This is a genomic window from Anaerocolumna chitinilytica (genome assembly GCF_014218355.1).
Taxonomy (GTDB): Bacteria; Bacillota; Clostridia; order Lachnospirales; family Lachnospiraceae; genus Anaerocolumna; species Anaerocolumna chitinilytica.
Genome location: NZ_AP023368.1, coordinates 3,645,736 through 3,669,133 on the forward strand (window position 1 = coordinate 3,645,736; position 23,398 = coordinate 3,669,133).

The following is a 23,398-nucleotide window of genomic DNA, read 5'->3' on the forward strand; positions in this document are numbered from 1 at the left end:
TTACATCGCCCTTATTCAGCTGATACAGGGCTGATTTTTAATTTTTAAAACTATGGATAGGAGCCGGAATTCTTCCTCCCCTGTTAATAAAATCATCACAAGCAAAACGATTTACCGGCATTACCGGTGCATATCCTAATAGTCCGCCGAATTCTACCATCTCTCCCACAGATTTACCGATTACCGGTATCAGTCTGACTGCTGTCGTTTTTTGATTAATCATACCGATAGCCATCTCATCTGCTATAATCCCCGAGATTGTGGTTGCTTTTGTATCTCCCGGTATTGCTATCATATCAAGACCCACAGAGCAGACACAGGTCATAGCTTCCAGTTTCTCTAAGGTAAGGGCACCTACCTGCACAGCTTCAATCATACCTCTGTCCTCGCTGACAGGAATAAACGCACCGCTTAAACCTCCCACATAGGAAGAAGCCATAACACCGCCTTTTTTTACATTGTCATTCAGAAGTGCCAGAGCTGCCGTTGTTCCGGGTGCTCCTGCCCTTTCAAGACCCATTTCTTCAAAAATTTCTGCAATACTGTCTCCTACCGCAGGTGTAGGTGCCAGGGAAAGGTCAATTATCCCAAAAGGAATATTCAAGCGCTTTGAAGCCTCCCTTGCTACTAACTGGCCGACTCTTGTGATCTTAAAGGCTGTAGTCTTAACCGTTTCGCAAAGAGTCTCAAAATCCGCTCCTTTTACACGCTTTAGTGCATTCTTTACAACTCCCGGACCGCTGACACCAACATTAATTACGGCATCACCTTCCGTAACACCATGAAAAGCACCTGCCATAAAGGGGTTGTCATCGGGAGCATTGCAGAATACTACCAGCTTAGCACATCCGATAGAGTCTCTTTCTTTGGTATTTTCCGCTGTCTTTAATATAATTTCACCCAATAGCTTAACAGCGTCCATATCAATACCTGTCTTGGTAGAACCCACATTAACAGAAGAACAAACTCTCTCAGTAACAGAAAGTGCTTCCGGTATGGATTCAATCAAATAGCGGTCGCCTGTTGTCATACCTTTGGAAACTAAGGCCGAGTATCCTCCGATAAAATTCACACCTACTACCTTTGCCGCTGCATCCAGGGTTTTTGCGATAGTCACATAATCCTCAGGAGATTTGCAGGCGCAGCTGCCTACCAATGCAATTGGAGTAACAGAAATTCTCTTATTTACTATAGGTATGCCATATTCACGCTCAATAGCAGCTCCGGTAGCAACCAGATCTTTTGCAACTGTTGTTATTTTATCATATATCTTTTTATTTAATACATCCAGGTTATTATCAGCACAATCTAACAGGCTTATTCCAAGGGTTATGGTTCTGACATCCAGGTTTTCCTGTTCAATCATCTTATTGGTTTCTATAACCTCATTCATGTCAATCATATAGGTACCTCCGATTATCCGTTTGTTAGAGTCTGTGCATCATGTTGAAGATATCTTCATGCTGTGCTTTTATAACAACACCGATTTCCTTTCCCAATTCTTCTAATTCCGTAGCAATGACATCAAACCCTTTGGTAGCTTCATTGGCATCCACAATCATCATCATATTAAAATATCCTTGGACAATTGTCTGCGAAATATCCATAATATTAATTTTATTACCGGCAAGATAGGTGCAAACCTTTGCAATAATTCCAACCTGGTCCTTCCCTACAACGGATATGATAGTTTTTTTCATAATTTCCTCCATTTTCCCGAATATTGAATATTCTTATTAGGTAGTTGAATTGGGTATTTCTTTATATCAAATGGCACAGAATTAGATTGTGCATAACATTTCCGATGGAATATCTCTTTTGGCAACACTTAATACAGAATCGGCTTTTAAGGCATAGGAGTTCTCAGAAATCGCTTTATTCAATTCCAGCTTTACAGTCTCGTATGCCAAATCTTCAAAATTATTTTCTTTGCTTAAGTGAGCAAGGGTAATATAGCGGAGCTTCTCATGAAGAATTCTTCCGAGTAATTTTCCGGAAGTCTCATTGGATAAATGTCCTCTCGCCCCAAGTATTCTTTGTTTCAGATAATAGGGATAAGCACCTGCAAGAAGCATATTCTCATCGTGATTCGCTTCCAGTAGTAAGATTTCCGAACCGGCCAGCTTTGATATGATATAATCGTCATAGACGCCAAGGTCCGTTGCCATGCCGATCTTTCTTCCTTCTGAAGTAAAGGTATAGCACACTGGATTGACTGCATCGTGTGAGGTACTGAAAGGTTCTACTAAAATATCATTTATATAAAAACCTTCATCCGGTAATACCGGACGAAAGAGTTCTGACGGAATGTCCCCCATATTTTTCATCCTGCTTATAGCCAAAAGAGTCTCCTTTGTGCCGTAAATAGGGGTGTGATAACGCCTTGCCAGTACTCCGATACCCTGAATATGGTCTGAGTGTTCGTGGGTTATTAATATCCCCTCTAAATCTGCCGGTTTGACATCTATACAGCTTAATCCGTATTCTATTTTTTTCCCGCTGATTCCTGCATCAACGAGTATATTGGCATGACTGCTGCCGACGAAAGTACAATTGCCGCTGCTGCCGCTTGCCAGACTGCATAACTTCATAATTCTCTCCATTCCTGCTCGAGCTTACTAGTCTTTCGAAGTTTGTTAAGTTCACATAACTCAAGAAAAGTATCCCTTATTCTTCCCTGTTTGTCAATAAGTTTATTGCACCCAGTAAAGTTCCACAATATCACTATCCTTAAGCGGTGCTGTAAAATCGCTCTTTTCTCCATTCAGCGTTATAACAAGCTCTGAGCCTAATACCTTTGTCAGGTCAAAGGGATAGAAATCAAAAACATCCACAAATATATAGTCTTTTTTACCTGATAGTTTTACGGGTTGTTTATTTACAATAATAAAGATTTCTTTATTGTTATTTTCTCTTTTTTCATCTTCCTGACTATTCACAGAGATAGTTTTTAAGGATTCCGGAGTTTCTGTGGCATCCTTTGAAGTTAATCCCTCATCACCTTCCAGAGTACTGTAATCATCCTCCGCTGCTTCAAAGGTATAATCTTCTCTCAGCCTTTGTGCCGCCCGCATTGCTTCCAAGGAGTCATAAATTTCGCATTTAATAGAGAAATTTTCATATATTTTTTCATCTTCTGAAGCAGGGACATTGTTTACATAAATGGTTCCGGTATAGGCGATATCCATAAATTCCAGCACCTGCTTTAATGTATAGTAATTTAAGATTTCAATATTATCACCATTGTTTATTTCGTAATATTCAGTTACCAGCTTCTTATTCACCTCTGCATATTTTGGGCAAAGTATTCTGGTATCATTAAAGATAAAAGTAATATTGCTCTTATATTCAGAGAGTTCCCCAATTGTAATTTTAGCATCTGCACCTACACTGGATTCTTTGATTTCAATGATATCATTCTGTTCAATACGCTGGGTTATACCAACGATTTCACCGTTTAATTTTACCAGGGCAGCTTCTCCAAGCTCACCTCTTACCAAGCGCTTTATACCATTTACCGTATAATTGATGGCCTGTCCCCTTTTAGGAAAAAGATACTCATTGGGAAGCCCCACCTGAATAGCAGCATCGGCAATGGTAAGCTTACTGTTATCATAAAGTTTTACTCTTTCACCGTTAACCTGGACCAGGATAAAATTATTTTTCTGTTCGTAAAAATTCAGACAGATACCAATGGGAGTAACAAGAAGAGGGTCTTTTTTGATATTTTCCTGAAGGAAGGTAACATCGCCCAGAACTTCTTCTCCCCTTAAGGCTACTCTTTCTTTCTCCAGACCTAAGAATCTTGCCAGTCCTTCTGTAAAACCGGGAATTTTACCACCGCCGCCTACAACAAATACCGCACTGACAGCTTTCCCGCCGTTTAATTCAATGATTTTATCCGCAACACATTTTGTCATGTTCTCTATGGTTGGCTTTAATCCTTCAATTACCTCTTCTGTAGTAACTTTCTGACTGATGCCCATAATATCCTTGTATGTAACCTTTTTCTTCTTAAGGCAGGATTGCTTAATGTTTTCAGCGGTTTTAAAATCCACCAGATATCTTCTTGCTACAGCTTCTGTTATCTCATCTCCGGCCCTAGGTATCATACCATAAGCTATGATGCTTCCATCCTTCGTTATAGAAATATCGGAGGTTCCTGCGCCTACATCAATCATGGCAATATTTAACAGACGAAACTTCTCCGGTATGGCAACGTTGATGGCAGCGATTGGTTCCAGGGTCAGATTGGCAACATAAAGACCTGCCTTTTCAACTGCTGCATAGAGACTGTCAATAACCTCATCCGGAAGAAAAGTTGTTATGAGATTGGTTCCGATACGGTTGGCTTTATGACCATCCAATTTACCAATCGTGTAGCCATTTAAATAGTACTGAATTACCGAATACCCGACACAATAAAAGTGAATATTTTCTTCTTTCATCTCCTTGCGCAGAGTATCATAAGCCTTCTCCACACCAATCAAATCCAGGGAATGTACATGTTCTTCTCCTACAACCGTTTCTCCTGAGAATTCATATTCTGCTTCAACTGTCACTGTCTTAAGAACACGTCCCGCAGCAGCAATACAGACATCGGTAAGACGCCTGCCAACCTGATCTTCCAGTTCTTTCTTCACATCTTCTATGGTTTCGGATACTTTGGATATATCATGAATCTGTCCGTCTAACATAGCGCGGGTTTCATGTTCCCTCACACATTGGGCTACCACGATAAACTGTTTTCCTTCTTTATAACCCACTGTGCCCACTATGCTCCTGGTACCAATATCCAAGCCAAAAACCAGATGTTCCGGGTACTTTTTATTTATCATCCTTTGTATCCTCCGTAAAGTAACTGCACTAATTCTTCTATCTGATCCTTTAAATTCTCCAGAGAATCATTGTTTTGTAAAACATGTGTACTCAACTGTCTATATTCTTCTTCTGTAAGCTGATTCAATAACACCTGATCAAATTTTTCTTTGTTAAAATTCCTGAAATTTTTAAGCCGTTCTTCCCTTACTTCCCTATCAGCAGTGACATACCAGATCTCATCACAAAACTCCTGAAGGGCGGCTTCTTTTGGAAGAGCTGTTTCCACACAGACAAAAGAATGAGAGGCATTCGCTTTTGTTTCTTCAATCCTGTCCCGAACATATTTCATAACATAGGGATGTGTGAAGGAATTAAGAATTCTTAGCTTCTCCGAATTCTGATATACTTCTCTTCCAAGCCTGCTCCTGTCAATCTTTCTATCTTCATCCAAAATGCCCTCTCCAAAATATTCCACAATCAATTTATAGGATATACCGCCTATCTCCATAAAGTCATGGGCAATACGATCTGTATTCAATAAAAGAGCATTATAATCCTCTACCAGTATTCTGGCGGCCTCTGATTTACCGCTTCCGATGCCGCCGGTTAACCCGATTACCATTACCTCATTATTTTGCTTCATACCAGTTAGGTCCTTCATTTACGTCCACCTCTAAGGATACGAGCAATTCAGCCGCATGCTGCATTTCCTCCTGCAATAGTTTCCTTACGGTTTCTATTTCGTCTGTGGCAGTTTCAATTAAAAGTTCATCATGGATCTGTAATATGAGCCTTGAACGAAGCTTCAATGCCTTTAACTTATCATTTACTCGTATCATTGCAATTTTAATAATATCTGCTGCCGTTCCTTGAATCGGTGAATTCATAGCCACTCTCTCACCAAAAGAGCGGGTCATAAAATTCGAAGAGGCAAGTTCTGGTATCGGTCTCTTTCTGCCGAATAAGGTTGTGACATACCCCTGGGTTTTACCTTCACTTACCAGGCCATCCAGGAAGGTCTTTACACCGGGATAGGTATCAAAATATCTGTTAATATAATCTTCCGCTTCTTTTCTGGATATATTCAGGTCTTGTCCCAGCCCGAAAGAGCTGATTCCATAAACTATCCCAAAATTAACAGCCTTCGCACTGCGCCTTTGTTCGGAAGTAACTTCTTCAAAAGGTGTATGGAATACCAGAGAAGCTGTAATCCGATGTATATCCTCATTCTGCTTATAGGCTTCTATCAGTCTTTCATCTCCTGACATGTGAGCCAGGACTCTCAGCTCAATTTGGGAATAATCCGCATCCAGGAACAAATAACCCTCTTCCGGTATAAATACCTTCCTGATTTCCCTGCCTAGCTCCATACGTATAGGGATATTCTGAAGATTCGGCTCTGTACTGCTGATACGTCCGGTAGCAGCTATAGTCTGATGGAACTTTCCATGTATCCTTCCATCTTCACCGATATAGGCAGCTAAACCATCTGCATAAGTTGATTTTAGCTTAGTCAGCTGCCGATATTCCAATATTTTTCCTACGATAGGAGCATCATGCTGCAGTTTCTCCAATACTTCCGCAGAGGTAGAGTATCCAGTCTTCGTTTTCTTGCCATTCGGTAAATGAAGCTTCTCAAACAGGATGACCCCTAACTGTTTCGGAGAGTTGATATTAAATACTTCTCCGGCTTTCTCATAGATCTCTTTTTCCAAGCGGTCGATTCCAACTGTTAATTTGTCTCCGTACTCTTTTAATCCCTCTTTATTAACTCTTATTCCTCTTTGCTCCATATCGAACAACGTGTAAACCAAAGGCATTTCTATGGTATCATAAAGCTCTTCCATATCTTTTTGCTTTAGTTCTTCTCTGATAAGCGGCATCGCTTTACCTGCTATCAATGCATGATTACAGTAATAAGCAACACTTTCTTCTTTCTTGTTCTTTAAGAATTCTTTCAGAGACCCCTTCCCAAGTATTTCATTCTGTGAAGGCAGTGTAATCTTTAAAAAATCTCTGGCAATATCGTCATATTCATAGGTTGATTGCAAGGGATTTAACAAATAAGCACCAATAACAATATCATCAATTCCTTCGCTTAACCCTTCCGGCAAAAAGGGAAGCTGTTCCTTTAAGTGCAGGGTAGCAAAGGATTTCTTATTGGAAATAAGTGCGGCAAGGCCAGCTTTTATATCCTGCAGAGACAAATTTTCCTCACTCGCCTGTTCCTGTGCAAGTATGAGCCAGGCTTTCTCCTCAAAAGAAAGTGCCAATACTGCAGTCTCTTCCTCACACGCCAGATAAAAGCCTATTGTGGTGCCATTTGATGCTTTTATTGCCGCATCCAGGATATCCTGTGCCTTTGCTTTTTCTTCTATTACTTCGAACTTTGTTCCCTCTTTTTCCTTTTCCTTCGTAACAGATACATTGGCACGTGAAAATCGATTTAAGAGGCTTTTAAGCTCTAGTCTCTTAAAATAATTGTAGGCATCCTCATTAAATACATCCTGATAAGTACAATCTTCCAGCTTATAGTCCAATTCACAGTCCGTTTTTATGGTAGCAAGAATCTTACTTAGATATGCCTGCTCCTTGTTGTTTATCATGGACTCTCTGGCTTTATTGGGAGTCACCTCATCTATATGCTCATAGGCATTCTCTATTGAGCCAAAAGCCATTATTATTTTGGCTGCTGTTTTTTCTCCAATACCAGGAACTCCCGGTATATTATCGGAGGTGTCCCCCATAAGGGCTTTCAGGTCTATGAATTCCTTTGGTGTTACGCCATAAGCTTCCAGTACATCTTGGGTATTGTAATTTTCAATTTCCGTACCTCCCTTTTTGGTCTTGGGAATACGTATTTTAATCTTATCGGTTGCCAATTGGAGCAAATCCCTGTCTCCGGATACCAATGATACCTGATAACCTTCTTTCTCTGCTTTTACAGCAAGAGTTCCGAGAATATCATCCGCCTCATAGCCGCCTTTTTCCAATATGGTTATCTTCATTGCTTTTAGAACTTCTTTCAATAAAGGAACTTGTCCTCTTAATTCTTCCGGCATACCTTTTCTTGTACCTTTATACTCTGCAAACATCTCATGACGAAAGGTCGGCTGATGTACATCAAAGGCAATGGTTAAGTACTCCGGCTTTTCTTCATCCAATATCTTAAATAAGATATTAAGAAATCCTAATACCCCGTTTGTATATAAACCTTCGGAATTCGTCAGTGCCGGGAGAGCATAAAATGCTCTGTTTAATATACTATGTCCATCAATTAATACAATCTTTTTACTCATGGGACCTCGTTTCTAAACTTTATTTTTATAAGTATTTATTATTTCATATTATCAGGCATACCATTTCCAACATAAGATAATTTATTCGTTTTTATCATGTAATTATCTCAAATAGGGGCCGGTGCTGTCAAAATGCTCCGGAAATTTTTCTTTTAATCTTTTTGCCCCATCTTCATCTTTTACAATAAGATAATCATAGATACTATCTAACTGAGACATTATCTGTCCGGTAAACAATCCTCCGGGTATATTGCTTATATCTTGCTGTCTGTAACCATAAAAGTCCGCAAAAAACAAATCTTGTGCAAGATAATTACTGTTCTTGGGTTCTTCCTTTAGCACATCCTGTACCACATATTCACCTATATGAAAACTGGAGGCGATTGCAGCTATCGATATGATAAGTATTAAAATAATCCGCTTCCTGATATGAGAAAACTTATTATGAATGAGTTTTTCTTCATTCTCATGAAGTATTTCAACGAAATCCTCGTGGAAGTTATCTGAGAGTTCCTTGTCCGCATCCAAACGTCTCATACCGGTCAGCAGAATATAATGCACTTCAAGCTCCTCCATACAATCAGGACAGGACTTGATATGTTCCATAAATTCTTCCAGCTGCTCTATGCTTAATTTGTTGTCTATAAAAGGCATCATAAGCCTTTGAACTTCAATGCAGTTCATATTCTTCCATACCTTTCACCTGCAGAACCTGATCTTATAAAATAAGAAGGCTACCTGCTAAAAAGCGTACCTATTGGGAACGTGTTATATATGTTTAATTATTTATTTTACCCTTTTTTCGATAATGTTTCAACTAAACTTTCAATTTCTGTTATTAGTTTAATTTATGCATTTTTTTCTTGCTTTCTGATTCACTTTATGTTAAAATGGATTTCGCTGGTTAAGGAAACCTATTTGAGTCAACTATACCAGTAATATTAAGATAAGCCGGTGTGTTGGAATTGGCAGACGAGACGGACTCAAAATCCGTTGTCCGCGAGGGCGTGTGGGTTCGAGTCCCACCACCGGCACTTATTAATAAGACCGATTCATTCATGAATCGGTCTTTTTGTGTTATACAGCAATAGAGTTGCTGCTATCTTCTGTATCTTCTTTTTCTAACTGCCATATATGTCTATTCTTTCGAAAAATCAGACACACCACTGTTCCTGCTATTCCAATAATCAGAAATAATACTGCCGCACCTGAACCCTTGCCACTGCCGAACAGCTTAATCCAAAGACTGTCAGCCGGCTGCAGTTTCATAAATGGTTCAAATAAACGGTCTACTAATAATCCGCCAAACAAATAGCCGATAGGAATCGTAAAAAACTGCAGTGTATTTCTGGTTGCATATACTCTTCCCTGAATTTCTACCGGAATTTTCATTCTAATAATCACATCCATATTAGCTCCCATTACCGGAATAAAGATCCATCCGGCGATTGCTCCCAGACACCAGACAATCCCATTCCTGCCAAAAGCTAAAATGAAGTTTTCGGTACTCATCGAAAAAAGCAATGAATAATATATAATTTTTACACGGCTCTTTGGTGCAGGCATAAATGTCATCAGTATACTGCCCGCTAAAGTAGCAATTCCTGTACAGGTATTGACAAATCCAAGGACATTTTCTCCTCCCCCTTTTCGTGAGAGCAGCATAGCCGGAAGTGCCGCATTGTAAATAGATGCAATAAAATTAATAACTGCGAGAAACAGTATCAAATCAAAAATACCACGATTGTCTTTCAAATACCTTAATCCGTACTTTATCTCCCGGCCAAAGCTTTCCGCTGTATCCGAAAGGCTGGAAGGAAGCTTTGGGATTTTAACAAACATAAGCAAGGAAATAAAAGCGATAATGAATGTTAATAAATCAATAATGATAATAACATCCATACTGCTTAAGGTCAGTATGGCAGTAGCCAATACCGGGGCTAATAAAGTAACCAGCGAGTTTGATAAAGAACGCATACCGCTGGTCTTCTGATAATGTTTTTTGGGTATCAGAAGGCTCATGGTTACATCAGCTGCCGGCCGCTGAACGGTATTCATCAAACCATTGAATGCATTCAGCAGATATAAGTGCCAGATTTCAAGGTGTCCTGTCTTTAATAAAATCAGCACTATGACCGTACTCAATGCAGCAAAGCTGTCACTAAGTATTAATATCTTCTTTTTATCCCATTTATCACTGATTGCACCTGCAAAAATACTAAACAGTACATAGGGCAAATAGGAACACACCGAAAGTAAGGAAGTAGATAGTGCTGACCCCTTCTGTTGGTAGGACCATATAACTAATGAAAAACTTGTCATCGAACTGCCCAATCCTGATAAAGCCTGGGTAATCCATAATATGAAAAATGTCTTTAATTCCTTTATTATACTTCTTAAGTTTTCTTTCATGACTTTGCTCCTTTAATTTTTATAATGAGAAATTAAGTGCAAAGTCCTAAGGACGAATTATCTATCCTCCATGCATTATCGTCCTAACAGACCTTGCATGGAGCGCCACCAATACAGAGCTTCATATTGTTCTCCTTTCGTAATCAATTTAACTGCCTGCTTCCGCCTCTAAGATGTTTTTAATGGCAGCGGGATCACCTTTATACTGCTCTATTATTTCACTTACCCTATCATATCCCAGGATTCTGGTATAAGCAGTAGCAAATGCATAGGAACCTTCCAGCAGTGCCTCGCACCTGTCTTTGTCCGGTTCCAGCAGTTCTATACATTTCTCCTGAAAGAGACTGACGGCCCTCTCAAGTAAGGACAGACTTTCTAACAAACAATCCGCAATTAAGGGTAGAAATGCATTCAACTCAAATTCCCCTCTGGAAGCTGCCATCGTAATGGCAGAATCATTTGCTATTACTTTCATCGCAACCTGTGTTACCATTTCCGGAATAACAGGATTTACTTTCCCCGGCATGATAGTACTGCCTGCCTGAAGTGCTTTTAAACGTATCTCTCCAATCCCTCCGAAGGGACCGGAATTCATAAGTCTTAAATCACCGGATATCTTCATAAGATTTACTGCCAAGGCTTTTAACAATCCGGACACTTCTACGAATACATCATTATTTTGAGTAATATCCATAGGATATTCAGCTGCCGCAAGTCCCATCCCAGTAATATCTCTGAGTTCTTCTATGACCATGAAGCGGTACTTTCTTTCTGCATTGCTGGAGTTTCCCACTGCAGTTCCTCCCAGGTTAACCTGGCGCAGTCTCTCTTCCACCTTATACAGCCTCCAGCGGTCCCTTGCAATGGCCTGGGCATAGGCTCCGAACTCTTCTCCCAAGGTAATAGGAATTGCATCCATTAATTCTGTCCTGCCAAGCTTCCTTATACCTTCGTACTCTCTTTCCTTTAATTGAAGAGCCTGCTGTAGCCTTGCACAAGACTGGCTTAATTCCCGAAGCAATTCAATGGAGGCAATACGCAGAGCTGTGGGATAAACATCATTCGTCGACTGCCCTCTATTTACATCATCCAAGGGATGAATAGTTATTTTCTTGTTCTTCTCTTCCTGCCATATGGTTTCTGCCAGGTGTGCTAGCACTTCATTGACATTCATATTAACTGAAGTACCTGCTCCTCCGGAAAGTGCATCAACTACAAACTGCTCCTGATATCTACCGGCAAGAATACTGTCACAAGCCTTTATGACAGCTTCGTATACCCCATCATTTCCAACCTTTAGCTTTAGATAAGTCTTAGCTGCTGCCTTTTTAATATTTACAACAGCATATATAAGCCGAATATTTGTTTTCTTGTAGTTCAAGGCAAAGTTAGAGACTGCTTTTTTACTTTCTACTCCAATAAACATTTCCTGCTGGGGGGTATTATATAAATCTTCCATCTGTATCTCCTCCCTACAAACCCTCATACCTTATCCAATGTGCCTCTAGTAAAGGATTAATATTCCTGATTTAGTTCTTCTAGTATAGCCGGGAAGACTTCCAAACTGCGTTTTAATATTCCTTGCATATAAGCTATGAGAATACCATAATTCGTTATTGGAACCTGTTGATCTATACTGCATTTTTGACGGTATTTTACTTCTCGTTCTGTAATCATACAGCCTCCGCAGTGAACGATAAGTTTATATGGGCTTAAGTCCTCCGGGAATTGTCCTCCGGAAGTAAAAGCGAACTGAAATTCTTTGCCCGTATAATTCTTAATCCATCTTGGCAGCTTTACCGTTCCGATATCATCACATTGTCTGTGATGGGTACAGCCTTCACATATTAATATGGTGTCACCATCTGTAAGTTGTTCCAGGGCTGCCACTCCCTTTACTGCTTCCTGAAGAAGCCCTTTATACCTTGCAAAAAGGATGGAGAAGGACGTTAAGGGAATATCTCTTGGTGTGTCTGCTGATACTTTAGCGAAGACCTGACTGTCTGTTATAACCAAACTTGGCTTCTTTCCCAAATTCTCTAAGGTTTCCTTCAACTCATATTCCTTTACCACAATAGCGGTGGCATCGGACTCTAAAATATCTCTTATTGTCTGCTGTTGAGGTAAAATCAATCTGCCTTTTGGTGCTGCTTTATCAATAGGTACAACCAAAACTATGAAGTCAGAAGGATGTATAATATCTCCAACAATTCGAAGTTTATTATCTTCTACGGGAGCTAAAATTGCAATTTTTTCTTTCAATGCTTCTATATTTTTTCCTGTAATAGCGCTAACATAAATTTCATTTGACTTATCGGGAGACGCTTCCTCTGTTAATAAATCCACTTTATTATACACAATAAGATATGGAATATTTTTTTCTCCGAAAAGTGTAATTAATTCTTCATCCGAATTGCTAATTCCGGTAGTTGCATCTACTATAAGAATTGCAACATCCGTTTTATTTAATACCTGCCTGGTCTTTCTGACTCTAAGTTCTCCTAAGGAACCTTCGTCATCAATTCCTGGAGTGTCGATTATCATCACAGGACCCATTGGTAGCAACTCCATTGCTTTATATACAGGATCTGTAGTAGTACCTTTGAATTCAGACACCACTGATAGTTCCTGCCCGGTGATTTTATTTACAAGGCTTGATTTGCCTGCATTCCTCTTACCGAAAAACCCAATATGCACCCTGTCAGAGGAGGGTGTTTCATTTAATCCCATACTGCCATCTCCTTTGTGATTTTCATGAAAAGACATTTTTCCTGCCTTTTCATATATCTCCATGCGAACCTTATGGTATCACAAAAACCTTATCAAATCAAGCAGGAGTAGAGTTTACAAATAATAATAATAATAATAAGAAGAAGAAGAACCGGCTATAGAGGAAATATTCAAATCTTCTATAACCGGTTCTCAATTAAAATTTACAAAGTAATGTTATGGTCTGGGTACCGCTCCCGAATGCACATAGGATAAAATAATCACCACGCTTGATCTGCTGGTTCTCCCACATCTCGTAAAGAGCAATAAAGGGGCTGCTGGTTCCTGTATCACCATATATATCTCCAATATATGGGCTATTCACCGCATCTATATATAGTCTCTCCCGAATACGCTCAAGACCCTCTCGGTTATTCTGAGAAAAGCAGAACATATTAATATCATTTATTCCAAGGTTGTTGCGACTTAGTATCTCATAAATTGATTCCTCTGCAACATCCATGATATGTGCTTTCTTTCCTACAAAAGAGAACTTGAAGTCTGCTCCTTCTTTAATCATAAGCAGATTAGAAAAACCGCCGTAAGGGAAATGATATCCATCATTATCTTCTGTTCTTACAAGACTCAAAGAATCATATACTCCGCATTCATCTTCTGTTCTTTCAAGGATTACAGCACAGGCTGCATCTCCTAAGTTATTTTTATTCATATCTATATAATCACATCCAATTAAGAGTGCCCTCTTTATGTTTGAGCTTACCGACATATATTTTGATATTTGATCAAAGGCAAGAGTCATACCACAGCCATTGGAATTAACATCGTAACAGATGCATTCTTTTTTACCGCCGATAGCATTATGGATTTTCACAGATGTTGCAGGTGTCACATATTCCGGCAATTGACTGGACAATACAATCATATCCATGTCAGCACCGGACAAATCGGTTTTAAAGAACAGTTCCTGTATTGCATCTAAAGAAAGCATAATTGTATTCTGCCAATTATACCTGATACTGCTGTATTTTTCACTTTTATCCACTATTTCTTCAACCACCACATTTCCTTGTGCCTTTTCAGAAATAATCTTTTTATTTTTGATATGGTCGGAAATATAGTATCCCTGACTTACTGCGATATCTCTGATCTTAATATGTATCATATAATCTCCCATGCATATGGCAATCTGCCTGTTGATTGTTTATTGTCTACAAGATATTGCTAACAATAGTGAAAATTACAATTGCACTGTTATCGTTATATCATTTACAAATTTTTCTATAAAAAGAAAAAGCTAGCCAAGAAAGCCATGGCTAGTCAATAAACCTGGTAACCCGGCTACCTTTGCATCTGCTTTAGGCCCGTGGCTTTGCGTCCCTGCCTTTCGACAGGTTTGCCTTTATCTTGCATTATTTTTTTGTTTCCGTACTATAGTAATAAATACCTATTACATATTATATTATATACATATTTCACTTTTTAGCAAGTATTATTTATATAATTTGTCATTCTTAGTCATTTTTTGTTGTTTTGATTTCATGAAATCCAAATTTCTTTCATCTGATATATACATTTTATTTGTCGATAATTAAATTCACAATATCTTTGTATGTCGTAAATGCCTTCAACTGAAACTTCCCTATTTTTATACTTTTTGTATAATTGTTAATCACCAAGTATTGACTGAAAGCAGCTGAGTCTTCAATAATTCCTTTTTCCTTTAAAAGCTTTGATACCTGTTCTGAAGTCATACCTTGGGTAATATTTATTTCGATGGCACCTGAGGCATTACTGGTATCCTTGGAATTCCCTTCCTTTGAGGTATCTTCAGAAGCCGGGGTCTTTGTAGAAGCAGGAGTATCTGTTGGTGTTGGGGTGTCCGTTGGTGCAGGAGTATCTGTTGGTGCAGGGGTAGTTGTAGGGGCCTCTGTAGGAGTCGTAAGTAAATCATTTAGTGACCCGTCTGCTGTCTTTTCTACCATTCCGAGTTCTGTAGCCCGCTCTTTGATTTGTGCATCGGTTAGTTTTTTATTTGGAAATATATGAAATGCAACAGACATAACAACAGCAGTAAAAAGTATTCCAACACCTATCCCTCTTATATAATATTTTAAGTTCATATAATCCTTTCGCTAATATCAGATTCTTATTTGATATTCCTTAAAAATATTGTTAAAAAAACGAAACCTTTTAATTGGATTTCTTACTGTTGTTTTTGTCTGTACAGGTCGACTACAAGCTTTACTTCACCCTGTCCGATTTCTAAAGTTCGTGAGATATCTACAATAGAAAATCCATTGGAGTACAGTTCCAATATTTTTTGATTGGAATTATTTCCTGCTTCAGGATTATCTGGGGCTTGTAATTCCCTCGCCGGTAAATCTCTTGCCCCAACAGTCTTCTCTGTCTTCTCTTCCTTCTTTTCCGTCCTGGCAGGCTGGTGAATATTTTCTTCCAATACTTTTTTCTGCCTGTCTGCATTTTTTAGGAATGTTTTGAGCTCTTCTTCCTTTTCACCAAGCATATTATAAAGAAATATCACTTCTTCATGATTGTGCTTAATCTTCTCTAATATTTGTTCTGAAAAGTCATGAACTGCTATGATTTTCTCATTGGAAAGCTGACTTAATTGATTCTCCAGTTTAAATAAATATCCCTCTGAAGTCTCCTGACAAGCCTCGTCAAATTTCTGTCTCAACTCCTTCGTAAGAAGTTCATTACTGACTTCGCCCACTGTTTGATTCAGGACAGTTGAAGGAATAAATCCATTGTTCTTATCGGTTTTATCCACCATAAAACAACTGATTATTATCGCTGCAAGTCCTGCTATAACAAGGATAATTGCTATCGCTTCCATACATAACCTCGTTTCTGAATATTAATCATACCTGAATATTAATTATTGATTCAATATTCTTAAATCGGCAATTAATTAATGCCGAGTTCCTATACAATCCTTCGGATTAAGTTAAGTTCTCTCTTATAGAATTATATCCTGATATCAATAGAACCTGGCTTCATCGTCCCTTTTTCATCCTTGGACTCTTCTTTTTGCTTTTTCTTTGAATTTGAACCGGAATAACTGTTATTCCCTTTTTCTTTTGCATCATAACGATATTCCTTGTTATCACCCTTTGTCATTTTGACTGTTTGCTGACTGTTATGTTTTACTTCATGGCTCAACTTGTCGTGGATCAGAATCTGGTCGTTCATGGGTTTCTGACTTTCCTGATGCTTATAGCTTGTAACCTCCTGGGACTTTGGTGCCATCGATGCAATTTCAATAGGCGTTATAGGCATATTACCCTCCATGTGATGCGCTTTTGCGCATCCTCAAATCAAATGTGAATTGTATTAATTTTCACATTACTCCTTTGTGAATATCAAATCTTACTATTAATATACCTGAATATATAGCTGAAAATGCTTCATTTCTTTCAACATTCGAAACAACCATGTCGCCGACTAACTGAATTATAAACCAACTATTTTGATGTCAGCCCTGTCTCTTATAAATTTTGAATAATGGGTTTCTGTCTTTATGTAATAGATTACATTGGATATCATAACTTTTACCCCAGGATAAGCGACGTTTTCAACTTTTATCCATCCTCCATCGCTATTACCAATTTCAGCCCTCAACTGCTCATATTGACTCTGGCATTCTTTTAGTTCTTTCCGAAGTAAAATGCAATTATTTGTAGCAATTCTGATATATTCTAATTTTTCAGGTGAAAACACTTCTCCCTGACTTAATTTTCGTTTGTAAGTATCTATAATTGGCAGCAGCTTATCGAGATCTGCATCGATAGCAGTTATTCTCTTTTGTAATGCTCTGTAATTTTCTACTTTTCTGGGATCAATACCAACTTCCAGCATAGTATAGGTTCCCATAGTGGAGCCTGCAGTTTTAACAGTAATGGATGTTCCGGACATTATTTCACCTCCGGTTATAAATCCCTTTTTACCGCCTACTGTGATATCTCCTTTAGCAGATACCTTACTGTGCAGAATAGCTTCTGTCGTAATATACCCTCCGGACTTGACAACGGCATTTTCGATAAATTTGCTGATTATATTACCTTCTGCCTCCATAATCCCTTTATTCATACCCTGCATGCCTCTTTTTAAGACGATCTGACCGCCTGCATAAAGAGTGGCTCCTTCTACAACACCGTCTACGATAATATCTCCTTTGGCATGTACAGAGTATCCGGCAGTTACATTACCTTTAACAGTAACATTTCCTTCGTAGGTGATATCTCCTGTGGAGGAATCAACATCAGCAAGAACTTCATAGGTATTGGAAACAAACACTTTGTCATTTATCAAATCAGCATGTCCGCTGACATCTGAGAACATGATAAGCCCGTCTTCTGACAAATGAATATCTCTGCCATGTTTTAAGACCTTTCTCGTTACTTTTCTGGGTTGTATACTAACACCTGTAACATCTATCCCCGGCTTACCAAGAACTTCAGGGATTAATTGAGCCAGCTGATCCCCTTTATTAATAGAGCTAATCATATCCAACTGATGAAAATCTACCGTTCCATCCTCTTTTTCTTTTGGCTTTAAAGATTTATCCGTATTAAAAAAATAGATGATTTCCGCATCTTTTCCTTCAACAGGCTTTAATCCTCTGGCTAATGTTATTGCTTCATTGTAGACTGGGTTTGCAATATAATCATTAATGATATCTTCAAGAATACCATATTTTACACCGGAACTTTTTAATACCTCTATAATATTTGCCTTACTTAACCTATTCCCCTTCTGGGAAGCTGGATAGAAAATACCTTCAGCGTACATCTTATCCGGAGAAAATGTAACCTCCATTAATTCGTCAATTTTTGGTAATTGTGCTACCGTCAACTTGCATTCAACTACATTTTCTTTTGATGCATTCAAAGCACGTACAAGTGAATTCATGTCATAATCATAAATCTTTACCTTGCTAAGATATTTTGATAAATCATCAAATTCCAATGGTTTACCATCCGCTCTGCCAGGTATTAATTTGACATAAGTTCCGTCAGCTTTTACATCAAGTTGGAAATAACCATTCCTATTACCCATACTCTTCTCCCTCATTATATCATGAAATCATTAACAAGCATTGACTCCGATCTACTCATCTATTATATCGTAAACAATACTTCCAAATTACTTCCCAATTTAATCCTCATCTTTTGTAATGCTTTTGTATGAAGCTGTGATATCCTTGATTCAGATACCTCAAGTACACTGCTGATTTCCTTTAAGGTTAGTTCCTCATAATAATATAGTACTATTACTTTCTTCTCTTTTTCCGTTAAGATATTCAAGGTTTCAGTCAAAATAGTTTTTAATTCATTTCTTTCCGTAATCTGCTCCGGTGTTTCATACTGCGAACTTAAATTTACTTCTACATTTCCTTCACTGCCCTGCTCTAAATATTCATCAAGAGAGAATAAGTTTGAAATATTTGTTTGATTCTGCCAAAGTTCATAATCCTTCTGAGAGAGTTCCAGTTCTTTGGCCATCTCTTCGTCCGTCGCTGCACGACCTAATTGGATTTCTAATTTTTGATAAGCATTATCCATCTTGCGCTGCTTTTGCCGTAATGTTCTGGGTATCCAGTCCATTTTTCGGATTTCATCAAGAATGGCACCCCTTATTCGAAAGCTTGCATAGGTTTCAAATTTAACGCCTTTTGTATAGTCAAACTTTTCAACAGCATCAATTAATCCAAAGACTCCGTATCCTACCAGATCTTCATATTCAACATTATAGCCCAGATACATACTAAGTCTGCCGGCAACGACTTTTACCAATCCAGCATATTCTGTTATCAGCTTTTCCCGTCCTTCCGGAGATTTGTGTTTACTGTAATCCTCCCAAAGTTTGGTTTTATAATCTGCATTCATTAATATACCCCCAAATGTCGAAAATCTCAACCTCCCCGGCGTTTGCAGCAAACTAAGAAGCCTGCTGCTTCACTGGATAAAGAAAGTTAATTATATCCTTACTCTTCCTCAAAATTTGCTTCTTTCTTTATCTCATCCATTTCCTCGGACTTATTATTTTCTATTATTTCATCTGATATCACTGTTTTGGTAAACTTTCTAATAATAGCTGTGGCTATTTTACCGATTATATAAAAGACAATAAGCACAAATAAAAGTCTTTCAAGGCTTGTTAATAGTGTTTCATGATTTAATATATTTAATACACTCATAACCACACCTGCTATCAGCATTACTGCCGGTGCTATGTATCTCTCATTCATATAAATAACCATGTCCTTTCAGTACCCGCCGCATTGAGCTGCTGACACAATTCTATATCAGAAAACATCTTTAAATTATCTTTAATGGCTTACCTACTGATTTCACATAGAGTTCTCCGGTTTCTGCATAGAACTCAATGGTTCTACCATAATTCAAACCTGTGTCCTCTGCCAGAATTTTTATACCAAGAGAAGCCAATTTTGCTTTACTAGCTTCTACATTTCGCTCCCCGATACGAAGCATATCGTTGTTCGAGCTGAAAGCAAACATTTGGGCTCCTCCGGCAATTTTTGCAACTAGACGATTCTTATTAGCACCAATATAAATCATCTTCTGAATAAGTGCATCTATTCCTGTATCTGCAAACTTCGCGATATTTTCATTGTTCTTTATCTTAGTACTATCCGGTAACATAACATGTACCATGCCTGCTGTTTTACTGACAGAATCATACAACGATATTCCAACACAAGAGCCAAGCCCCAAAGTCGTAAGTGCATCCGGTGAGCTGCATACATTCAAGTCTGCCATTCCTACTTTAACCATTATGCCCATAACACCACCTATAATCCCAATGACTTTAAGATAACATCATAAGATTCCAAGGTAGGTATTAAAATAAAATAACCATTTACATCTGAGTCGTCTTTGGTGAATTGGGTTTCTATAATCAGAGCTTTATCGCCTACCTTACCAAACTCAATAGCCGGTACGCTTAAGATTGCTCCTGCCATATCAATTGACATATAAGGAATACTTGCATTGATTTTAATACCGGTTAGCGTTGACAAGGAAGAAAGATATGCTCCTGCAATGATGTTGCCGATTTCTCTTAGAGCTGAATACTCCATTTCCGTAAATTCTTCAAGTACAGAATTTTTTCCCATAAGGATATTAACAATTCGGCAGGCTGAAATCTGATCCATCATAAACATCATCATTCCGTTTATTTCGCCTTCTAGAGTTATTAATATACCTACGACAATTTCTTCAGCTCCCCCAAGCATATCCGGCAGCTCTTTTAGTTCAAGTAAATCAACTTTAGGAACATTCATGTCAACTTTGCTATTAATCATCGTAGATAAAGCAGTCGTTGCATTCCCTGCTCCTATATTTCCGATTTCTTTTAATACATCAAACTGCATATTGTCCATATTATCTAAATTAATATTCGGCACTGATATACTCCTTAAACTGTTTCTTTTTCCATAATAACCCCATTAATATTCAATAAAGATACTAAACTGTCATTATGTTTGCCAATACCGGACAGATATCCATTCTTATCCTCAACGGCACTATTAGTAACTTTTTCAATCATACTTTCATCTAAGGTTACTACTTCTTTTACCTCATCTACAATTATTCCCACTGCAGACTGAGAATCAAATTTAATAATAATGATTCTGGTTGCGCCGGTTATCTTATCTTCTTCCAGGCCAAATTTTAACCGAAGACTCATTACCGGAATAATCTCACCTCTTAAGTTTATAACTCCTTTAAAGTAATGCTGTGCCTTCGGCACTCTTGTAATATTCTGCATTCTAACTATGTTGTCTATATATTTAATATCGATACCATACTGCTCAATACCTATCTTAACTACTATGTATTGCTTCCCTTCGTTCACTGCATTTTCCATATATATAACCTTGCCCTTTCCAGTATAGTGAATTATGCTTTAAATAATTCAATCGGACCTTATGTGGTGCCCCTTTCAGACTGCAGCCTTTGGGCTGCAGGCACAAAGTTGTGCTTCTAGACCAGTGTATTAACATCAAGAATAAGGGCAACTTCACCATCACCAAGTATTGTGGCTCCACCTATAATCTTGTTATTATTTATAAACTTACCGATGGATTTGATTACAATTTCCTGTTGTCCAATCAAATTATCCACGACTAATCCCGCCAGCCTGTCTCCTTTTGATATAATAACCACTATGAGATTTTCCTGTTCTGTCTTCGTTCCCGGAACATCCAGAATATCATTTAAACGAAGCAAGGGAATAACATTTCCTCTTAAGTTAATTACTTCTTTGGAATGAACATATTTAATATCCGATGCTGCAACATCTTCGATGGTCTGTATACTGCCAAGTGGTATCGCATATTTTTCTGAACCAAGCTCTACCATTAATGCCTGTATGATTGCAAGTGTAAGAGGAAGACGAATAATGAAATTGCTGCCGGAACCAAGCTTTGTTTTAGCTTCAATATCACCGCCTAAAGCCTCAATCTTCGTTTTAACAACATCAAGTCCTACACCTCTGCCGGATACATCTGTGATAACCTCTGCCGTTGAAAAGCTTGGTCTGAACAATAAATCAATTATTTCTTTATCACTCATAATTTCAGCCTGCTCAGAAGTTATGGTGCCTTTTTCAACAGCCTTTTTCTTAACTTTCTCCACATTAATACCAGCACCGTCATCTCTGACTTCAATTACTACATTGTTACCATCCTGGTATGCATCCAGGAATATAGAGCCTACCTCTGGTTTCCCCTTACTTACACGTTCCTCATTACTTTCCAGTCCGTGGTCAGCTGCATTTCTTAATAAATGCATCAGCGGGTCACCAATTTCATCAATTACTGTCCGGTCTAGTTCTGTTTCTTCACCGGTCATATAAAGTTCCATTTTTTTATTCAAGGATTTTGATAAATCCCTGATCATACGAGGGAAACGGTTAAGGACGCTTTCAATAGGAACCATTCTTACCTTCATTACAGATTCATGAAGGTTCGTCGTTACCCTTTCAAGATATTCAATCTGTTCATTAAAACCGGATTCTGTTTTTGCACCTTTTTCACTGGTATTCATGGACACAAGACCATTTTTAGCAATAATGAGCTCGCTAACGAGATTCATCAATACATCCAGTTTTTCAATATCAACACGGACAGAGCGGTTAACTACCGGTTTTGATGCCTGCTGTTTCGCAGGATTTTGTGCAGCCGTTCTATTCTGTACGTTATTCCTTAATCCAGCCTCTTCTGCAGGAGCTGCAGCTTCTTCTTTTACCTCAGTCAGATCATCTTCGCCTATACTGATGGCCTCAATGTAAACATCCTTAATTTCCGATACGTTAAGTATTGTCTTTTTAACTTTTTCCAAATCATCCTTGGTAAGTAATACTACGCTAAAATCCAAGTCAAATTTCTCATCTTCAATATCCTGTACTTCCGGTTTGGATTTTATTACATCGCCCATTCCTTCTAATGCTTTAAATACCAAGAAGGCTCTAGCTGCTTTTAAGATACAATATTCCTGCACATATACAGTAATACCATAAGCGTTGATACCTATCTTTGAAGCTTTTATTATTGCATTCTTTTCGTAATCCGCAAGGGGAAGCTCTTTGTATTTATTGGCACCTGCAGTAACCTCTGCTGCCGCCACAGTTTCTACAGCTGTTGTATTTCCAGCCGTCACTGTAGTTGCTGTTGTTTTTGTTTCCTTGTTTACTGCTTTTCCCAATCCAATATTTAAGATATCATTCAATTGTTCTATGATATCCTCATAATCTTCCGTTCCTTCGTCAGCGCTGGCCTGAATGTTACTTAAGTACCCTTCCAGTGCATCGAGTCCTTTGAATAAAACATCTACTAACTCAGCAGTAACACCCATCTTACCATTACGTATTTCAGAAAATACATTTTCCATATCATGGGTTAATCTTTGCATTCTCTTAAAGCCCATTGTACCAGCCATACCTTTTAAGGAATGAGCTGCTCTGAATATTTCGTTAATGGTTTCACTGTTTTCAGGTTCTGTCTCTAACACCAGCAATTGTTGATTTAGACTCTGTAAATGTTCCTTTGTCTCATCAATAAATATCTCCAGATATTGACTAACATCCAT

The 23,398-nt window shown here is 38.3% G+C and carries 21 protein-coding genes, 1 tRNA gene and 1 riboswitch; of the genes, 1 reads left to right on the forward strand and 21 read right to left on the reverse strand.

What is annotated here, in order from left to right; genetic code table 11:
* Nucleotides 1-37 precede the first annotated feature (37 nt).
* The 7 genes from bsdcttw_RS15915 to bsdcttw_RS15945 all read right to left on the reverse strand — a co-directional run bounded on the left by bsdcttw_RS15915 (nucleotide 38) and on the right by bsdcttw_RS15945 (nucleotide 8,804).
* The gene (locus bsdcttw_RS15915) at nucleotides 38-1,402 is read right to left on the reverse strand and encodes a PFL family protein (protein ID WP_185255828.1); all 1,365 of its coding nucleotides are present in this window, start codon (nucleotides 1,400-1,402) and stop codon (nucleotides 38-40) included.
* Between the two features lie 25 nt (nucleotides 1,403-1,427).
* Nucleotides 1,428-1,700, reverse strand: a complete 273-nt coding sequence (locus bsdcttw_RS15920) for an ACT domain-containing protein (protein WP_185255829.1) — start codon at nucleotides 1,698-1,700, stop codon at nucleotides 1,428-1,430.
* An 81-nt stretch (nucleotides 1,701-1,781) separates the two neighbouring features.
* Complete coding sequence (locus bsdcttw_RS15925) at nucleotides 1,782-2,591, reverse strand: MBL fold metallo-hydrolase (protein WP_185255830.1); 810 nt, start codon at nucleotides 2,589-2,591, stop codon at nucleotides 1,782-1,784.
* Nucleotides 2,592-2,693: 102 nt separating this feature from the next.
* Nucleotides 2,694-4,838 carry a cell division FtsA domain-containing protein gene (locus bsdcttw_RS15930; RefSeq protein WP_185255831.1) on the reverse strand — a complete coding sequence of 715 codons (2,145 nt, stop codon included), beginning with the start codon at nucleotides 4,836-4,838 and terminating at the stop codon, nucleotides 2,694-2,696.
* Entirely contained in the window at nucleotides 4,835-5,482 is a 648-nt protein-coding gene (gene coaE / locus bsdcttw_RS15935) for a dephospho-CoA kinase (protein WP_185255832.1), read from the reverse strand. The genes bsdcttw_RS15930 and coaE overlap by 4 nt, the downstream gene beginning before the upstream one ends.
* Nucleotides 5,451-8,120 (reverse strand): DNA polymerase I, encoded by a 2,670-nt coding sequence (polA, locus tag bsdcttw_RS15940; protein ID WP_185255833.1) that lies wholly within the window; start codon nucleotides 8,118-8,120, stop codon nucleotides 5,451-5,453. Before polA ends, coaE begins: the two co-directional genes overlap by 32 nt.
* A gap of 102 nt (nucleotides 8,121-8,222) precedes the next feature.
* Complete coding sequence (locus bsdcttw_RS15945) at nucleotides 8,223-8,804, reverse strand: anti-sigma factor family protein (RefSeq protein WP_185255834.1); 582 nt, start codon at nucleotides 8,802-8,804, stop codon at nucleotides 8,223-8,225.
* A 266-nt stretch (nucleotides 8,805-9,070) separates the two neighbouring features.
* Between bsdcttw_RS15945 and bsdcttw_RS15950 the strand changes: the two genes are divergently transcribed.
* Nucleotides 9,071-9,154 (forward strand) — tRNA-Leu (locus bsdcttw_RS15950).
* Between the two features lie 43 nt (nucleotides 9,155-9,197).
* Here the strand turns inward: bsdcttw_RS15950 and bsdcttw_RS15955 are convergent.
* The 14 genes from bsdcttw_RS15955 to bsdcttw_RS16020 form a co-directional block, all read right to left on the reverse strand.
* The gene (locus bsdcttw_RS15955) at nucleotides 9,198-10,532 is read right to left on the reverse strand and encodes an MFS transporter (protein ID WP_185255835.1); all 1,335 of its coding nucleotides are present in this window, start codon (nucleotides 10,530-10,532) and stop codon (nucleotides 9,198-9,200) included.
* A gap of 148 nt (nucleotides 10,533-10,680) precedes the next feature.
* Nucleotides 10,681-11,991 carry an aspartate ammonia-lyase gene (locus tag bsdcttw_RS15960; protein ID WP_225903680.1) on the reverse strand — a complete coding sequence of 437 codons (1,311 nt, stop codon included), beginning with the start codon at nucleotides 11,989-11,991 and terminating at the stop codon, nucleotides 10,681-10,683.
* Between the two features lie 56 nt (nucleotides 11,992-12,047).
* Entirely contained in the window at nucleotides 12,048-13,262 is a 1,215-nt protein-coding gene (gene hydF / locus bsdcttw_RS15965; protein WP_185259840.1) for a [FeFe] hydrogenase H-cluster maturation GTPase HydF, read from the reverse strand.
* 196 nt (nucleotides 13,263-13,458) lie between these two features.
* A complete protein-coding gene (locus tag bsdcttw_RS15970; protein ID WP_185255837.1) occupies nucleotides 13,459-14,424 on the reverse strand; it encodes a 3-oxoacyl-[acyl-carrier-protein] synthase III C-terminal domain-containing protein in 966 nt (321 codons plus the stop codon).
* Between the two features lie 163 nt (nucleotides 14,425-14,587).
* Nucleotides 14,588-14,670: riboswitch (cyclic di-GMP riboswitch) on the reverse strand.
* 166 nt (nucleotides 14,671-14,836) lie between these two features.
* Nucleotides 14,837-15,382, reverse strand: a complete 546-nt coding sequence (locus bsdcttw_RS15975; RefSeq protein WP_185255838.1) for an endolytic transglycosylase MltG — start codon at nucleotides 15,380-15,382, stop codon at nucleotides 14,837-14,839.
* A gap of 83 nt (nucleotides 15,383-15,465) precedes the next feature.
* On the reverse strand, nucleotides 15,466-16,119 hold the full coding sequence (locus bsdcttw_RS15980; protein WP_185255839.1) for a DUF6115 domain-containing protein: 654 nt from the start codon (nucleotides 16,117-16,119) through the stop codon (nucleotides 15,466-15,468).
* A 131-nt stretch (nucleotides 16,120-16,250) separates the two neighbouring features.
* Nucleotides 16,251-16,562 carry a hypothetical protein gene (locus bsdcttw_RS15985; protein ID WP_185255840.1) on the reverse strand — a complete coding sequence of 104 codons (312 nt, stop codon included), beginning with the start codon at nucleotides 16,560-16,562 and terminating at the stop codon, nucleotides 16,251-16,253.
* Between the two features lie 174 nt (nucleotides 16,563-16,736).
* Nucleotides 16,737-18,341, reverse strand: coding sequence for a DUF342 domain-containing protein (locus bsdcttw_RS15990; protein ID WP_185255841.1), 1,605 nt, complete (start codon nucleotides 18,339-18,341; stop codon nucleotides 16,737-16,739).
* 62 nt (nucleotides 18,342-18,403) lie between these two features.
* Complete coding sequence (locus bsdcttw_RS15995; RefSeq protein WP_185255842.1) at nucleotides 18,404-19,171, reverse strand: FliA/WhiG family RNA polymerase sigma factor; 768 nt, start codon at nucleotides 19,169-19,171, stop codon at nucleotides 18,404-18,406.
* A 98-nt stretch (nucleotides 19,172-19,269) separates the two neighbouring features.
* A complete protein-coding gene (locus tag bsdcttw_RS16000) occupies nucleotides 19,270-19,533 on the reverse strand; it encodes a hypothetical protein (protein ID WP_185255843.1) in 264 nt (87 codons plus the stop codon).
* 70 nt (nucleotides 19,534-19,603) lie between these two features.
* Entirely contained in the window at nucleotides 19,604-20,089 is a 486-nt protein-coding gene (locus bsdcttw_RS16005) for a chemotaxis protein CheD (RefSeq protein ID WP_185255844.1), read from the reverse strand.
* Between the two features lie 8 nt (nucleotides 20,090-20,097).
* Nucleotides 20,098-20,712 (reverse strand): chemotaxis protein CheC, encoded by a 615-nt coding sequence (locus tag bsdcttw_RS16010; protein ID WP_225903681.1) that lies wholly within the window; start codon nucleotides 20,710-20,712, stop codon nucleotides 20,098-20,100.
* Between the two features lie 11 nt (nucleotides 20,713-20,723).
* Entirely contained in the window at nucleotides 20,724-21,176 is a 453-nt protein-coding gene (locus tag bsdcttw_RS16015) for a chemotaxis protein CheW (protein WP_185255845.1), read from the reverse strand.
* 116 nt (nucleotides 21,177-21,292) lie between these two features.
* A complete protein-coding gene (locus bsdcttw_RS16020) occupies nucleotides 21,293-23,398 on the reverse strand; it encodes a chemotaxis protein CheA (RefSeq protein ID WP_185255846.1) in 2,106 nt (701 codons plus the stop codon).

Coding starts and splice junctions, on each gene's coding strand:
- bsdcttw_RS15915 (WP_185255828.1), bottom strand. CDS start 1,402: ATGATTGACATGAATGAGGTTATAGAAACCAATAAGATGATTGAACAG.
- bsdcttw_RS15920 (WP_185255829.1), bottom strand. CDS start 1,700: ATGAAAAAAACTATCATATCCGTTGTAGGGAAGGACCAGGTTGGAATT.
- bsdcttw_RS15925 (WP_185255830.1), bottom strand. CDS start 2,591: ATGAAGTTATGCAGTCTGGCAAGCGGCAGCAGCGGCAATTGTACTTTC.
- bsdcttw_RS15930 (WP_185255831.1), bottom strand. CDS start 4,838: ATGATAAATAAAAAGTACCCGGAACATCTGGTTTTTGGCTTGGATATT.
- coaE (WP_185255832.1), bottom strand. CDS start 5,482: ATGAAGGACCTAACTGGTATGAAGCAAAATAATGAGGTAATGGTAATC.
- polA (WP_185255833.1), bottom strand. CDS start 8,120: ATGAGTAAAAAGATTGTATTAATTGATGGACATAGTATATTAAACAGA.
- bsdcttw_RS15945 (WP_185255834.1), bottom strand. CDS start 8,804: ATGAACTGCATTGAAGTTCAAAGGCTTATGATGCCTTTTATAGACAAC.
- bsdcttw_RS15955 (WP_185255835.1), bottom strand. CDS start 10,532: ATGAAAGAAAACTTAAGAAGTATAATAAAGGAATTAAAGACATTTTTC.
- bsdcttw_RS15960 (WP_225903680.1), bottom strand. CDS start 11,991: ATGGAAGATTTATATAATACCCCCCAGCAGGAAATGTTTATTGGAGTA.
- hydF (WP_185259840.1), bottom strand. CDS start 13,262: ATGGGATTAAATGAAACACCCTCCTCTGACAGGGTGCATATTGGGTTT.
- bsdcttw_RS15970 (WP_185255837.1), bottom strand. CDS start 14,424: ATGATACATATTAAGATCAGAGATATCGCAGTAAGTCAGGGATACTAT.
- bsdcttw_RS15975 (WP_185255838.1), bottom strand. CDS start 15,382: ATGAACTTAAAATATTATATAAGAGGGATAGGTGTTGGAATACTTTTT.
- bsdcttw_RS15980 (WP_185255839.1), bottom strand. CDS start 16,119: ATGGAAGCGATAGCAATTATCCTTGTTATAGCAGGACTTGCAGCGATA.
- bsdcttw_RS15985 (WP_185255840.1), bottom strand. CDS start 16,562: ATGCCTATAACGCCTATTGAAATTGCATCGATGGCACCAAAGTCCCAG.
- bsdcttw_RS15990 (WP_185255841.1), bottom strand. CDS start 18,341: ATGGGTAATAGGAATGGTTATTTCCAACTTGATGTAAAAGCTGACGGA.
- bsdcttw_RS15995 (WP_185255842.1), bottom strand. CDS start 19,171: ATGAATGCAGATTATAAAACCAAACTTTGGGAGGATTACAGTAAACAC.
- bsdcttw_RS16000 (WP_185255843.1), bottom strand. CDS start 19,533: ATGAATGAGAGATACATAGCACCGGCAGTAATGCTGATAGCAGGTGTG.
- bsdcttw_RS16005 (WP_185255844.1), bottom strand. CDS start 20,089: ATGGGCATAATGGTTAAAGTAGGAATGGCAGACTTGAATGTATGCAGC.
- bsdcttw_RS16015 (WP_185255845.1), bottom strand. CDS start 21,176: ATGGAAAATGCAGTGAACGAAGGGAAGCAATACATAGTAGTTAAGATA.
- bsdcttw_RS16020 (WP_185255846.1), bottom strand. CDS start 23,398: ATGGATGTTAGTCAATATCTGGAGATATTTATTGATGAGACAAAGGAA.